We start from the raw sequence: 13832 nt of genomic DNA, 5'->3' as shown, positions 1-13832 counted from the left end.
TCAGGGAAACCGGTTCACGTCGTCACGGCTGGCGCTTCGCCAGGCCCTTGCTTTGCATACGCCAGAGCAGCAGATCGATGCGGTCCTGGCCGAAGAACGGCTCGTTCGCGAAGACGAAGGTCGGCACGCCCCAATGGCCTGATGCCGCATGGTCCTTTTCGTTCTCCGCGATCACCTGCTCGTAGCGATCCGGATCAGCGGTGATCGCTGCGTCCATCGCGGCGAGGTCGAAGCCGGCCTTTTCGGCGGCGCGCGCGAGGTGGTCGCCTTCGTTCCAGCCCGCCACCGAGCCGTCCCACAGCACGCGCGCGATCGCGTCGGTGAAGGCGAGCGAGCGGCCCTCGAGCTGCGCCATCGCGCCCAGCCGGGTCAGCCGGTGGATGTAGGGCTGCTCGGTCGCAACATCGAACGTCACCTTGTCTTGCACGATCGGATCTGGCCGGGGAAAGCGGAACGGAATGCCCTCGTGCTGCGCCACGCGCGTGCTGTCGAGCACCACATAGCGAATGAAGTTCGGGCTGGCCTTCTTGAAGAAGCCGGGCACGCGCACCGCGAGCGGATAGACCGGCCGCAAATTGACCGCGAGATCGTATTGTTCGACGAGCCTCAGCGTCTTCGGCAGCGCCAGATAGCTGAAGGGACTGCGGTAGGAGTAGAAGAGGTCGACGGACAGCGTCATCGGGCCGGCTCCACGATGTCTCCCATCATGCTGCGGGCCACGAGCTTGTGGAACGGTACGATCAGCGTGAGGTAGGTTCGCCCGAGCAGATTGTTGGTCCGCACCAACGTGGTCAATGTCACCCGCCGGCCCGCCGCGTCGCCGGCGACGTCAACAACGACGCGGAAATCGAGATGGTAGTCGTCAAACCCGGCGATCAGCCGCTCCGGCGTTTCGCTCAGCACTGGAAACAGGCCGATCATCCCGTGCGGAGCCGGAGCGCCCTCACCCGACGTCTTCAGTCCGAGGGGTTTCACCAGGATGTTGCGCAAGCGCGTCAGCGCATCGATCCAGCGCGGCCCATGCAGCACCATTCGGGTGCAGGCCTCGCGGGCGCTCAATTGCGTTGCGCCGACCTCGACACGAAAGGCATCGATGAACTGCGCGCCTGATAGCACCGCGCCGGCGTCGACATTGGGGGCGACTTCGCGAACGGGACCTGTCATCCCACCAGTCTGCGCGTCAGCATCCGGAATCGCAAGATCAAGAGTCCGGCATAGACGAACGTTCCGATCGAGAACCCGACCCAGACACCGATCGCGCCGAGGCCGGCGTTGAAAGCCAGCACCCAGCCGACGGGAAACGCCACGCACCAATAGCCGATCGCCGCGAACACCAATGTCATCCTGGTGTCATTGATGCCGCGCAGCGCGCCACCCATGATGGTCTGAAGACCGTCGGCGATGAAGAAGGTCGCGCCGACCACCAGCAGCGTCGCCGTCAGCTCGATGGTCGGCGCGCTGGCCTCGCTGTTGCCGAAGAACAGCCGTCCCACCTGATATCGGCCGATGATGATGGCGACCGTCAGGGCGGAGACCAGGACGATCCCGAGCACGGCTGCGACGAGACCCGCGCGCTTGACCGCAAGCGGCTCGTTGCGGCCGAAGGCATGGCCGACCCGCACCGTCGCGGCCATGCCGATGCCGAGCGGCACCATGAACAGCACGGCGGTGACCTGGAGCGCGATCTGGTGCGCGGCGATCGCGGCGGTCGAGATCAATCCCATCAGCAATGCCGCCGACGAGAACAGGCCATATTCCAGCAGCAGCGAGAACGAGATCGGCGCGCCGATCGCGATCAACTGGCGCATCAGCGGCCAGTCGATCCGCCAGAGATGGGCGAGCGGACGATAATCCGCGAACGGCTTGCGCAGGCCGGCGATGGCGAGCGCGGCGATGAAGGTGCCGAGATTGACCAGCGTGGTCGCAAGCCCGGCGCCGAACAGGCCGAGCTCCGGCAGGCCGAACAGGCCGTGGATCAGGCAATAGACCAGCGCGGCATTGACGGGGATGGCCGCAAGGGTGATCCACAGCGGCGCCTGCGGCCGGTTCACCGCGCTCATCATGCTGCGCAGCGCGATGAAGCCGAGCGCCGGCGCGATGCCCCAGGCAAGACCGTTGAGATAGCGCTGCGCCAGCGCGGCCGATTGCGGCGCCTGGCCGAGCGCCAGCAGGATCTGCTCGCCATAGAGCGGCGAGGCCATCATCGGCAGCGAGATCAGCAGCGCGGCCCACAACCCGACGCGCAAGGAGCGGCGGATGCGCCGGACGTCGCCGGCGCCAAACGCTTGCGCCGCCAGCGGCGATACCGCGGACATCAAGCCGAGCCCGAAGGTGAAGCTGACGAAATAGACGGTGTGCGCCAGCGCGGCCGCTGCAACGGCCTCCTCGCCGAGCCGCCCGATCAGCGCGAGATCGGTCGTGATCATCGCGATCTGCCCGAGCTGCGTCAGCATCATCGGCACGGCCAGCCGCAGCGTCTCGACGAATTCCTGCGCGAGATGGTTCTGCGCGCCGGCCTGCGGCTGCGAGTGATGTTGGACGGTGTCGAGCATGGCGGGCGGGTCAATAGCACGACCAGGCGTCGAAAACATGGCCCGCCTTCCTCCCTCTCCCCTTGTGGGAGAGGGTGGCTCGCCGCAGAGCGGCGAGACGGGTGAGGGGTATCTATCCTCACGAGCAATCCTGCGAGCGGAGAGAACCCCTCATCCGGCGCTTCGCGCCACCTTCTCCCACGAGGGGAGAAGGAAGAAAGCCGCCTCGGTATCGTAGGGTGGGCAAAGGCGCATTTTGCGCCGTGCCCACGACCTATCAATGATTTCGAGAGAAACCGTGGGCACGCTTCCGCCTTCGCTCTTCGAGCTGCGGCGGACAAGTCGCTTTGCCCACCCTACGATACTGTCGTCGCGGAGAGTTCTCCCACAAAGGAAGAAAAGCCTCAGCCCTTCCGCTCCGGCACGCGCTTGATCTTGGCGCCGAGCGCGTTGAGGCGCTCCTCGATGCGCTCGTAACCGCGCTCGATCTGGTCGGCGTTGTTGATGGTGGAGGTGCCCTCGGCGCAGACCGCGGCAAGCAGCATCGCCATGCCGGCGCGGATGTCGGGCGAACTCAGCGTCGCGCCGTGGAGGCGGCTCGGGCCTGCGATGATCGCGCGATGCGGATCGCAGAGCACGATACGCGCGCCCATCCCGATCAGCTTGTCGACGAAGAACATCCTGGATTCGAACATCTTCTCGAACATCAGGATCACGCCCTCGCATTGCGTGGCGGTGACGATCGCGATCGACATCAGATCGGCCGGGAAGGCCGGCCAGGGCTGGTCCTCCAGCTTTGGCACGTGGCCGCCGAAATCGTCCTGGATCTTCAATGTCTGGTTGGAGGGCACGATGAGATCGTCGCCCTCGACGCGGCAGACGATGCCGAGCCGCTCGAAGCCCATGCGGATCGAGCGCAAATGCTCGACGCCGGCGCGGGTGATGCGCAAGGGCGAGCGCGTCACGGCGGCAAGCCCGATCAGCGAGCCGACCTCGATATGATCCGGCTGGATCCGGTAGGTCGCCCCGCCCAGCGTCGCCGGACCATGGATGGTCATGGTGTTGGTGCCGATGCCCTCGATCTCGGCGCCGAGCGCGACCAGGAAGTTGGCGAGGTCCTGCACGTGCGGCTCGGACGCCGCATTGCGCAAGTAAGTGATGCCGTCGGCGGCGACCGCCGCGATCAGCGCGTTCTCAGTCGCGGTGACGCTGGGCTCGTCCAGGAACACGTCCGCACCGGTCAGCTTCGGCGCGCGGAATTCCAGCCGGTCGGTCGCGGTGACTTTGGCCCCGAGCTGCTCCAGCGCCAGCACATGGGTGTCCAGCCGGCGCCGGCCGATGACGTCGCCGCCGGGCGGCGGCAGCATCAATTCGCCGCAGCGCGCCAGCAGGGGACCGGCGAGCAGGATCGAGGCGCGGATGCGGACGCAGAGTTCAGGATCGAGATCGGCGGCGCGGATGCTCTTGGCGTGGATGTGAAGCGTGTTGCGCTCGGTCCACTCCGCCGCCGCGCCGACCGAGCGGACCAGCTCGACCAGCGTCTCGGTGTCGCGGATCCGCGGCACGTTCTCAAGCGTCACCGGATGCTCGGTGAGCAGGGCGGCCGCGATGATCGGCAGCGCCGAGTTCTTGTTGCCGGACGGCTCGATCGAGCCCGAGAGCCGGTGACCGCCCTCGACGATGTATTGGATGGGCGCCACTTGGTTCTGTCCTGTTGGGTGGGCGGGCTGTTTCGGGCGGAAACTACAGAGAATTGAGCGCGGGAGCAATTGTGGCGGGCGCGCCTCAAAACAGCCCGATGATATTCCCGACCACATAGAGGATGGCGATCAGGATCAGCGCGCCGATCATGACGAAGGAGATCTCGATCGCGATGGCGCCGGTGCCGAGGATGCCGGCGACGCCGGCAAGGAGCCGTTCCTCGCGGAAGATCAGCGCGAGCACCGCGAGCAGGATGGCGAGCAGGCCGAGCGAGATTGCGGTGACGGAGGCGGTTTCGCTCCAGCTTCGTCCGGCGGATTTTTCGATTCTAGGCGCCTGATACTGCACGCCCTTCACGCGCGCGATCAGCCGGTCCTTGATGCGATGACCGGTGTCGACGATGACCTGGTCGGCCGGCGGCGGCGGAAACACCATCGGCACCACCCAATGCGGCAACACCGCCGCCATCAGCGCCAGCACGCCGACAATGCTGCCGATGATACCGAGCCGGCGGGACGGTGCGGCGGAACTGGTGGGTGCAGAGGCGGTCATGGCACGACGCTTCCCGGCCGGAATTGGCCTGACGGGCTCATGCCCCTTCGTCGCGATGGCAGGTGGTGAGGTTCAGGGGGGTGTCCGCGGCGTCATGGCCGGGCTTGACCCGGCCATCCACGCCTTTGCCCAGAGCAGGAAGAGCGTGGATGCCCGGGACAAGCCCGGGCATGACGACCTTTCGTGAATGTCGCGGCGCGCTAGATATCGATCGTCGCGCTCAGCGAGTGTTCCTGAATAAAATCGCGACGTGGTTCGACCACGTCGCCCATCAGCTTGGTGAAGATGTCGTCGGCCTCGTCGACCTCCTTGACCTTCACCTGCAGCAGCGAGCGCACCTCGGTGTCGAGCGTCGTCTCCCAGAGCTGCTCCGGGTTCATCTCGCCGAGACCTTTGTAGCGCTGCAGCGTGATGCCCTTGCGGCCTGCCTCGGTGACCGCTTCGAACAGGTCGACCGGGCCGTGCACCACGTGCTCGCTGTCCTTGCGCCGCAGCTTGCCGGAGCGGGCGTAGACGTCCTGCAGCTTGGTCGTGTACTCGTCGAGTTTGCGTGCCTCGGCCGAGCCGAGCAGCGCGTCGTCGATGACGGCCGCTTCCTTGACGCCGCGCACGGTGCGCTCGAACAGGAAGCCCTGGCCCTCGACGAACTGCCCGACCCAACCGCGCTCGACCTCCTCGGCCTGGCTGTCCAGCCGGGTCGCGATGTACTGCGCGGCGGCCGCGGCGTTCTCGGGGTTGCCGTAGACCGACTTGTTCAGCACGCCCGTGATGGCGGCCTGCTCGACGACCTTGCGGTTGTAGCGGCTGTGCAGGTTGCGCAGGATGCTGCGGACCACGCGGGCGTCATCGACCAGCGCGCGCAAATCGCGCCCCGAACGGTCGCCGCCGGTGCCGGGGATGTAGACGCAATCATCGAGACCGGCGTCGATCAGATAGTCTTCCAGCGCCCGCTCGTCCTTCAGATACTGCTCGGACTTGCCTCTGGAGACCTTATAGAGCGGCGGCTGGGCGATATAGAGATAGCCGCCATCGATGATGTCGCGCATCTGCCGGTAGAAGAAGGTGAGCAGCAGCGTGCGGATGTGGGCGCCGTCGACGTCGGCGTCCGTCATCACGATGATCTTGTGATAGCGCAGCTTCTCGACCGAGAACTCGTCGCTGATGCCGGTGCCGAGCGCTGTGATCAGCGTGCCGATCTGCTCGCTCGACAGCATCTTGTCGGGGCGGACGCGTTCGACGTTGAGGATCTTGCCGCGCAGCGGCAGCACCGCCTGGAATTCGCGGTTGCGGCCCTGCTTGGCGCTGCCGCCTGCCGAGTCGCCCTCGACGATGAAGAGTTCTGACTTCGCCGGATCCTTTTCCTGGCAGTCGGCGAGCTTGCCGGGCAGCGAGGAGACCGAGAGCGGGCTCTTGCGCGTCAGCTCGCGCGCCTTTCGCGCAGCCTCGCGCGCGGCCGCGGCCTGGATCACCTTGCCGACGATCATCTTGGCCTCGGACGGGTGCTCCTCGAACCAGGCCTGGAGCGCCTCGTTGAGCACGTTCTCGACCACGGGGCGCACTTCCGAGGACACCAGCTTGTCCTTGGTCTGCGACGAGAATTTCGGATCCGGCACCTTCACCGACAAGACGGCCGTGAGGCCTTCGCGGCAATCGTCGCCGGTCAGTGCGATCTTTTCCTTCTTCGCATTGGCCTCGGCATAGCCGTTGACCTGGCGCGTCAGCGCGCCGCGGAAGCCGGCAAGATGGGTGCCGCCGTCACGCTGCGGGATGTTGTTGGTGAAGCACAGCACGTTCTCGTGGTAGCTGTCGTTCCACCACAATGCGGCCTCGACGCCGATGCCGTTGGCTTCGGAGCGCACCATGATCGGCGCCGGCACCAGCGCCTTCTTGTTGCGGTCGAGATATTTGACGAACTCCTCGACGCCCCCGGAATAGTGCATCTCCTCGCGCTTCTCGACCGCGTGGCGCATGTCGGAGAGGATGATGTTGACGCCGGAATTGAGGAAGGCGAGCTCGCGCAGGCGATGCTCGAGGGTGGCGAAATCATATTCGACGTTCTTGAACGTATCGGTCGAGGCGAGGAACGTCACCTCGGTGCCGCGCCGGCCCGGCGCGTCGCCGACCACCTTCAGCGGTGCGACCGCATCGCCATGGGCGAACTCGATGTAATGCTCCTTGTCGTCGCGCCAGATGCGCAGGCCCAGCTTGCTCGACAGCGCGTTGACGACGGAGACGCCGACGCCGTGCAGACCGCCGGAAACCTTGTACGAGTTCTGGTCGAATTTTCCGCCGGCGTGCAGCTGGGTCATGATGACCTCGGCCGCCGAGATGCCTTCGCCCTTGTGGATGTCGACGGGAATGCCGCGGCCGTCGTCGCGCACGGTGACGGAATTGTCGGCGTTGAGGACGACGTCGACGCGCGTGGCATGGCCCGCGAGCGCTTCGTCGATCGCGTTGTCGACGACCTCGTAGACCATGTGGTGCAGGCCCGAGCCGTCGTCGGTGTCGCCGATATACATGCCGGGGCGCTTGCGGACGGCATCGAGACCCTTGAGCACACGGATCGATTCCGCCCCGTAATCGCTCGCGTTGGAGGGCTCGTTTTCGGCAGGCGTCTGCCGAGCAGGTTCTGTCATGAGAGGCCTTCGAGATGTCGCCCGAATCAGCTGCGGAAAAGGCGCTGATGTGGTGGTTATTTGTGCCATGAAAGAGGGCCTGCGCCTAGCGCAAAGTATCTTCCGGCAACCCTTTGGGAAGATGGGTGTTTTTGGCCGATTTTCAAGGCCGGCGAGGGCCGATTCTGGGCGCTGCAAAAAGCCCGATTCGAGACCCCGTTTGGGACCCGTAAAGGCGTGGATTTTGCGGGGGGCGCGGAGGCCTGTTCCGCGGCGTCGTCGCGCCCCCGGAAAAAATGGCTACGGGTTCAGTAGATCTGGGACGGCTTCTTGTCGTCGCTGAGGTCCCAGGCCTCGCCTGCGGCCAGGGTGACGGTATCGGCGCGCAGCAGAAGGCCCCACGCGCGCAGCTCGTAGGGGTACGTGCCGGGCGGCAGATCCAGCGTTTGTGGATGATTTTCGCCGCCAGCGATCTCAATGGTTTGATTGTTGATCACGAGCGAAGCGACGTCTGGCCTTAGATAGCCGAATATCAGCCGAGCTTGTCCTGCGGTCGGCAGGAAATTGGCCTTGGCCGCGGTCTCCGTATTCCGCTGCACCAGGTCGACAATGGTCTCACCCTTGGCGCGGTCGAGCGTCAGCACGCCCGGCCCTTTCGGGGAGGCGAAGACGAGCAGGGCGCGATCGGCGGCGACCATCGCGCCATCAGGCTTTTCCTGCCAGCCGCGCTTTCCGAGCTCTGCGCGGTAGAAGGCGAGGACGTCGCTGAGCTCCGCGGGCACCTGGGCCTTGAGCTCGAGCCGGAGCGGGACTTCGATGCCGGACGCGTGGGTAGTGCTGAAGCTTGTGTGACTGGCTCGCGTCGGCACGGGCATGTCGGCGTGAGGATCTGCTGCGGTCAGCGGCTCCTGCGAGCAGCTGGCAAGCAGAGTAAGGCCGCACAGCAGCAGCCGCCATCGTGCCGGGATCTTCGTCCCGCGCCTTAACCTCGTCATAGCCATTCTCCAGGGACGTCTTGAGCTTCGCGCGATGCGGAGGCTGCGACACGGTCAGCGCAGCCTCTGGACCACTAAGTCGCCGTGCGAACCGCTCGGGTTCAACCCAGCCGTTGCAGGCACAGGCGGCGGGCTCAATACAGCTGGAGCGGCGACCACAGCTCGCCATCGGGCCCGACCGTGACGTCCCAGGCATCACCGGCCACCAGATCGATCGTCGTGTCGCGGTCGGAGCGGCCCTCGATCTTCAGCGCGTATGGGTATTTGCCGGGCGGCAGATTGAACAGCGGGGCCTGAGGGCGTTCCTTGCCGGCGCGGGCGGGGAGGGTGATGGCCCGGTTGTCGAGAACGAACACGACGTCCCTGTTGCCGAGATTGGTGAACATCAGCGCCGCACGGCCGGACTCGGGCATGACGCGCGCCTTCGTCGCGGCATCCCGGTTCCGCTGCACCAGATGGACCGAGGTGCCGCTGTCCGTGCGATCAAGCTCCAGCATCGCCGGCCCCAGCGGGGAGACGAAGGCGAGGTGCACGCGATCGGCGGTGACCACCGCGCCATCGTGCTGCTCCTGCCAGCCGCGCTTGCCGAGCTCGGTGCGGTAGAAGGCGAGCACGTCGCCGAGATCGGCGGGGATGCGGGCGATCAGCTTGGTGCGCAACGGGGCGTCGACATCGAGCATCGTGGTGGTGAGGATCTCGCGATAGCTGTAGCGGGTCGGCGCCGGCAGGGCGGCATCGGGGTCCGGCGTGAGCGCGGCGGAGAACAGCTGCGGCAGATGCGGCACCCACGCGCTGGCGCTGGCCGCGAGCACGCAGCTTGCGAGGAAAGCGAGGCCGCACACAAACGCCCGCCATCGTGCCGGGATTTTCGTCCCGAGCCTTACCGTCCGCATCTTGCTCTCCAGAGATATCGCGCTTGCTGTGATCGCGCGATTTGCAGCGGCTGCGACACCGTCGGCGCGGCCTCACAGAGCTAGTCGCTGCGGAAAACGGCCGGGTTCAACGCCAGCGCCTAGCGCCGGGCCGAGACTCGTCCGCTCTCGACGTCAAAGACCTCGCCGCCCGCGCCGATCTCGGCAAAGGCGGCCGGGTCGGCGCCGGTCAGCCAGACCTGCGCGCCGAGCTTGCGCAGTTCGTCGAACAGCGCCGCACGGCGGTTCGGATCGAGATGGGCGACGACCTCGTCGAGCAGCAGCAGCGGCACGATGCCGGTCATCTCGGCGACCAGGCTCGCATGCGCCAGCACGAGGCCGATCAGCAGCGCCTTCTGCTCGCCGGTGGATGCATCGCGCGCCGGCATGCTCTTGGGCGCATAGACCACCTGGAGATCGGTCAGATGCGGGCCGTCGGTGGTGCGGCCGGCGATGGCGTCGCGCGGCCGGTTGTCGCGCAGGATCTGGCGGTAGCGGTCCTCGACCGACGTCGCGGTCTCCTCGAGCAGCGCGTTTTCCATCCAGCCGTCGAGCGCGATCTGCGCCGACGGAAATGCGGAGGCCTGCGCGCGTGCGTTGAGCATGCCGGTCAGCCGCGCCGCGGTCTGGCCGCGCGTGGCGGCAACCGCCACCGCAAGCTCGGCGGTCTCGCGCTCGATCGCGTCACACCAATGGTCGTCGTAATTGCGCGTCTCGAGCAGGCGGTTGCGCGAACGCAGCGAGCGTTCGAGCGCGTTGATGCGGCTGGAATGCTCGTTGTCGATGGCGAGCACCAGGCGGTCGAAGAAGCGCCGCCGCTCGGAGGCCGCGCCCATGAACAGCCCGTCCATCGCCGGCGTCAGCCACACCATGCGGATATGGTCGCCGAAGGCGGCGGCTGAACCCACCGGCTCGCGGTCGATGCGGCAGCGCCGGCTCACCGCGGCATCAGTGCGCGGCGGCTCGATGCCGGTGCCGAGCGTCGCCAGGCCCAGGGCGCCCTCGACCTGCGCGGAGACCGCCCAGGAGCCGTCGCCCTGGTTGTCGGCGACATCTTCCAGCGTCGCGCGCCGCAGGCCCCGCCCCGGCGACAGGAACGAGATCGCCTCGATGCAATTGGTCTTGCCCGCCCCGTTCGGCCCGACCAGCGCCACCATGTCAGCCGCCGTCTCGAGCCCCGCCGCCCGATAATTGCGAAAATGCGTCAGCGTCAGGCGATGAATGCGGGAGGGGGTCATTTTTCCGTTGTCATTGCCGGGCTTGACCCGGCAATCCATCGTCCGCGCTAGCGGACAATTTCATCATATAGGTCTTGCCAGTCTGGATTGCTCTTGACGATCAGATCAATCTTCCACTCGCGCGACCAGTGCTTCATGTTCTTTTCGCGCTGCAGGGCAGCGGCGATCGTGTCGTGTGCTTCAAAATAGACCAGCGTCTTCACCCCGTAACGCTTGGTGAAGCCGTCTGCCAGGCCTTCGCGGTGTTCGTAGACGCGTCTGACCAGATTATTGGTGACGCCGATGTAGAGCGTTCCACCGGGCTTGCTGGCGAGGATGGATGGCCGGGTCAAGCCCGGCCATGACGAGAGGTGAGAGAAAGTCTCACACCCGCATCGGCATCAGCACGTACAGCGCGCTCTTGTCGTCGCGGTCTTGCACCAGGGTCGGCGAGCCGGGGTCGGCGAGCCTCAGCGTTGCGACGTCGCCTTCGATCTGGGCGGCGATGTCGAGCAGATAGCGGGAGTTGAAGCCGATATCGAGGGCATCGGAGGCGTATTCGACCTCGAGCTCTTCGGTCGCGCTGCCGGAATCCGGATTGGTCACCGACAGCACCAGCTTGCCCGCAGACAGCGACAGCTTGACCGCGCGGCCGCGCTCGCTGGAAATGGTGGAGACGCGATCGACCGCGTTCTCAAAATCCTTCTTGTCGACGACGAGCTCCTTGTCGTTGCCTTGCGGGATGACGCGGCCGTAGTCGGGGAAGGTGCCGTCGATCAGCTTCGAGGTCAGCACGACGTTGCCGATCGTGAACCGGATCTTGGCCTGCGACAGCTCTATCGTCATCTCGGCTTCAGTGTCTTCGATCAGGCGCTGCACCTCGCCGACCGTCTTGCGCGGTACGATCACGCCGGGCATGCCCTCGGCGCCCTTGGGCTGCACCAGGTCGAGCTGGGCGAGGCGGTGGCCGTCGGTGGCAACGCCGCGCAAGGTCGCGGCCTTCGCCGTGCCTGCGGCATGCAGGTAGATGCCGTTGAGGTAGTAGCGCGTCTCCTCGGTCGAGATCGCGAACTGGGTGCGGTCGATCAGCCGCTTGACGTCCTTGGCGGCGAGGTTGAACGAATGCGACATGTCGCCTGCGGCGAGATCCGGGAAATCGTTCTCCGGCAGGGTCTGCAGCGTGAAGCGCGAGCGGCCGGCGCGGATCGCCAGCACGGCGCGGTCGCCGTCGGCCTCCAGCACGATCTGCGAGCCGTCCGGCAGCTTGCGCACGATGTCGTAGAACATGTGCGCCGGCACCGTGGTGGAACCGGCGGTCGCGGTTTCCGCAGCCAGCGTTTCCGTCACCTCGAGGTCGAGGTCGGTCGCCTTCAGCGACAATTTCGCGTTCTCGGCCCGGACCAGCACGTTGCCGAGGATCGGGATCGTGTTGCGGCGTTCGACCACGCGGTGGACATGGCCCAGCGATTTCAGGAGTTGCGCGCGTTCGACCGTAACCTTCATTGCACTACTCGCCCGATCCCCAAGGAAACACCAGCGTTGGAAAAAGCCGGGCAGCGGGACGCGCGCCTCGGCACCGAAGACCCCGAAAGCCGGATCATCCAGCCGATATGACCAAAGCCGTCGGGGTCGCGCAAGGTGGCGCGGATGGCCCCCGGATTCAAGGGATCGGGGGCAGTTCCCCCACGATTTACGGGCAGAAATAAAGGCGGCCGCCGAGGCGCAGGTCCGCTCCTCGCCCCGCGTGCCGTGGGCTGGAAGGGGACCGACAGTCTCCACAACGTCATGGCCGGGCTTGTCCCGGCCATCCACGGCTTGCCACGCAGCGCAAAGAACGTGGATGCCCGGGACAAGCCCGGGCATGACGATCTCTGCAGAGGGTGCACGAAATAGGCGTTTATTCCTGAAGCTGGCGCTTCAGCGACTCCACTTCCTCCGACAGCGCGGTGTCCTTGGAGACCAGGGCCTCGATCTTGCGCACGGCGTGCAGCACCGTGGTGTGGTCGCGTCCGCCGAAGCGGCGGCCGATCTCGGGGAGCGAACGCAGGGTCAGCGTCTTGGCGAGGTACATCGCCACCTGGCGCGGGCGCACCACATTGGCGGTGCGGCGCGAGGACAGGAGGTCGGAGCGGCTGACATTATACTGCCGCGCCACCACGCGCTGGATGTCCTCGATCTTGATCCGCTTCGGCTCCTGCGGCCGGACCAGGTCGCGCACCTCTCGCTCGGCCATCTCCAGCGTCACCGGCTGGTTGTTGAGCTTGGAGTGCGCCAGGAGGCGGTTGATCGCGCCTTCGAGGTCGCGGCCGTTATGAGTGATGGTGCGCGCCAGATAGTGCAGCACCTCCTCCGGCACGTCGAAGGTCGCATGATGGGCGCGGGCCGCCGCGACGCGCGACTTGAGAATGCCGTGGCGCAGGTCCTCGCCGAGCGAGCCCATCTCGACCACGAGACCACCGGCGAGCCGCGAACGGACGCGGTCGTCGAGGCTTTCGAGATCGGACGGCGGACGATCGGCCGCGATCACGACCTGGCGGCCGGCATCGATCAGCGCATTCAGCGTGTGACAGAACTCGGCCTGCGTCGACTTGCCCTGCAGGAACTGGAGGTCGTCGATGACGAGCACGTCGATGCCGCGCAGCGCTTCCTTGAAGGCCAGCGCCGTCTGCGTCTTCAGCGCAGCGACGAAGCCGTACATGAATTTTTCCGCGGTGAGATACAGCACCTTGCGCTCGTTGCCGGAATTGCCGGCCCAGGTCACGGCCTGCAACAGATGCGTCTTGCCCAGCCCAACGCCGGCATGGATGTAGAGCGGGTTGAACATCACGGGGTCGCCGCGGCGACCTTCGGCGACCTGACGCGCGGCGGCATGCGCCAGCGTGTTGGAGCGGCCGACGACGAAGCTTGCAAAGGTCAGGCGCGGATCGAGCGGCGAGCCGCCGAGCGCATCATGATTGGCCGAGACCGGCGCGGTCGCGGTCGAGCGCAACTCCGGCGCAGGCGCGCGGCGCGTTTCGACCGGCGCAGGCGCTTCCTTCGGCGCCACCACCGGGCGCACCGCGGAGCGGACGGTGAGATCAATGCGATGCACTTCGGGCATCTCGGCCTGCCAGCATGACAGCACGCGCTCGGCGTAATGAGCCTGGATCCAGCTCTTCAGGAAGCGGGTCGGAACCGACAGCCGCACGCTCTCCTCCTGCACGCCTTCCAGATCCATGCGCGCAAACCAGCTCGTATAGACGTCTTCGCCAACGTTCGTGCGCAGCCGGTTCTTCACGCGCGACCAGCGATCCTGTTCCGATGTGTTCAT

Annotated in this window: 12 protein-coding genes; all 12 read right to left on the bottom strand. The window is 66.2% G+C overall.

Annotation, left to right across the window (positions count from 1 at the left end; all coding sequences use genetic code 11):
- Window positions 1-22: 22 nt before the first annotated feature.
- Complete coding sequence (locus QA642_RS00060; RefSeq protein WP_283082829.1) at window positions 23-679, bottom strand: 2-hydroxychromene-2-carboxylate isomerase; 657 nt, start codon at window positions 677-679, stop codon at window positions 23-25.
- Entirely contained in the window at window positions 676-1164 is a 489-nt protein-coding gene (locus QA642_RS00055) for a DUF2867 domain-containing protein (protein WP_283082828.1), read from the bottom strand. Before QA642_RS00055 ends, QA642_RS00060 begins: the two co-directional genes overlap by 4 nt.
- Window positions 1161-2552: an MATE family efflux transporter gene (locus QA642_RS00050; RefSeq protein WP_283087119.1), complete on the bottom strand. Its 1392-nt coding sequence runs from the start codon at window positions 2550-2552 to the stop codon at window positions 1161-1163. Before QA642_RS00050 ends, QA642_RS00055 begins: the two co-directional genes overlap by 4 nt.
- 383 nt (window positions 2553-2935) lie before the next feature.
- Window positions 2936-4231, bottom strand: coding sequence for a UDP-N-acetylglucosamine 1-carboxyvinyltransferase (gene murA, locus QA642_RS00045; RefSeq protein ID WP_283082827.1), 1296 nt, complete (start codon window positions 4229-4231; stop codon window positions 2936-2938).
- An 85-nt stretch (window positions 4232-4316) separates the two neighbouring features.
- Window positions 4317-4784 (bottom strand): hypothetical protein, encoded by a 468-nt coding sequence (locus QA642_RS00040; RefSeq protein WP_283082826.1) that lies wholly within the window; start codon window positions 4782-4784, stop codon window positions 4317-4319.
- Window positions 4785-4984: 200 nt separating this feature from the next.
- Window positions 4985-7420 (bottom strand): DNA topoisomerase (ATP-hydrolyzing) subunit B, encoded by a 2436-nt coding sequence (gyrB, locus tag QA642_RS00035; protein ID WP_283082825.1) that lies wholly within the window; start codon window positions 7418-7420, stop codon window positions 4985-4987.
- Window positions 7421-7707: 287 nt separating this feature from the next.
- Entirely contained in the window at window positions 7708-8394 is a 687-nt protein-coding gene (locus QA642_RS00030) for a hypothetical protein (protein WP_283082824.1), read from the bottom strand.
- A gap of 134 nt (window positions 8395-8528) precedes the next feature.
- Window positions 8529-9287, bottom strand: a complete 759-nt coding sequence (locus tag QA642_RS00025) for a hypothetical protein (protein ID WP_283082823.1) — start codon at window positions 9285-9287, stop codon at window positions 8529-8531.
- A 119-nt stretch (window positions 9288-9406) separates the two neighbouring features.
- Window positions 9407-10543 carry a DNA replication/repair protein RecF gene (gene recF / locus QA642_RS00020; protein ID WP_283082822.1) on the bottom strand — a complete coding sequence of 379 codons (1137 nt, stop codon included), beginning with the start codon at window positions 10541-10543 and terminating at the stop codon, window positions 9407-9409.
- Window positions 10544-10590: 47 nt separating this feature from the next.
- Window positions 10591-10875: a GIY-YIG nuclease family protein gene (locus QA642_RS00015; protein WP_283082821.1), complete on the bottom strand. Its 285-nt coding sequence runs from the start codon at window positions 10873-10875 to the stop codon at window positions 10591-10593.
- A gap of 31 nt (window positions 10876-10906) precedes the next feature.
- Window positions 10907-12025 carry a DNA polymerase III subunit beta gene (dnaN, locus tag QA642_RS00010; protein ID WP_283082820.1) on the bottom strand — a complete coding sequence of 373 codons (1119 nt, stop codon included), beginning with the start codon at window positions 12023-12025 and terminating at the stop codon, window positions 10907-10909.
- 394 nt (window positions 12026-12419) lie between these two features.
- Window positions 12420-13832: a chromosomal replication initiator protein DnaA gene (gene dnaA / locus QA642_RS00005; RefSeq protein ID WP_283082819.1), complete on the bottom strand. Its 1413-nt coding sequence runs from the start codon at window positions 13830-13832 to the stop codon at window positions 12420-12422.

The organism is Bradyrhizobium sp. CB2312 (genome assembly GCF_029714425.1).
Classification (GTDB): Bacteria; Pseudomonadota; Alphaproteobacteria; order Rhizobiales; family Xanthobacteraceae; genus Bradyrhizobium.
This window is presented reverse-complemented; position numbering and strand designations above follow the sequence as displayed.

What these genes read in the sequence shown, in the direction of transcription:
- QA642_RS00060 (WP_283082829.1), bottom strand. Translation starts at nt 679, where the DNA reads ATGACGCTGTCCGTCGACCTCTTCTACTCCTACCGCAGTCCCTTCAGC.
- QA642_RS00055 (WP_283082828.1), bottom strand. Translation starts at nt 1,164, where the DNA reads ATGACAGGTCCCGTTCGCGAAGTCGCCCCCAATGTCGACGCCGGCGCG.
- QA642_RS00050 (WP_283087119.1), bottom strand. Translation starts at nt 2,552, where the DNA reads ATGCTCGACACCGTCCAACATCACTCGCAGCCGCAGGCCGGCGCGCAG.
- QA642_RS00040 (WP_283082826.1), bottom strand. Translation starts at nt 4,784, where the DNA reads ATGACCGCCTCTGCACCCACCAGTTCCGCCGCACCGTCCCGCCGGCTC.
- gyrB (WP_283082825.1), bottom strand. Translation starts at nt 7,420, where the DNA reads ATGACAGAACCTGCTCGGCAGACGCCTGCCGAAAACGAGCCCTCCAAC.
- QA642_RS00030 (WP_283082824.1), bottom strand. Translation starts at nt 8,394, where the DNA reads ATGACGAGGTTAAGGCGCGGGACGAAGATCCCGGCACGATGGCGGCTG.
- QA642_RS00025 (WP_283082823.1), bottom strand. Translation starts at nt 9,287, where the DNA reads ATGCGGACGGTAAGGCTCGGGACGAAAATCCCGGCACGATGGCGGGCG.
- recF (WP_283082822.1), bottom strand. Translation starts at nt 10,543, where the DNA reads ATGACCCCCTCCCGCATTCATCGCCTGACGCTGACGCATTTTCGCAAT.
- dnaN (WP_283082820.1), bottom strand. Translation starts at nt 12,025, where the DNA reads ATGAAGGTTACGGTCGAACGCGCGCAACTCCTGAAATCGCTGGGCCAT.
- dnaA (WP_283082819.1), bottom strand. Translation starts at nt 13,832, where the DNA reads ATGAACACATCGGAACAGGATCGCTGGTCGCGCGTGAAGAACCGGCTG.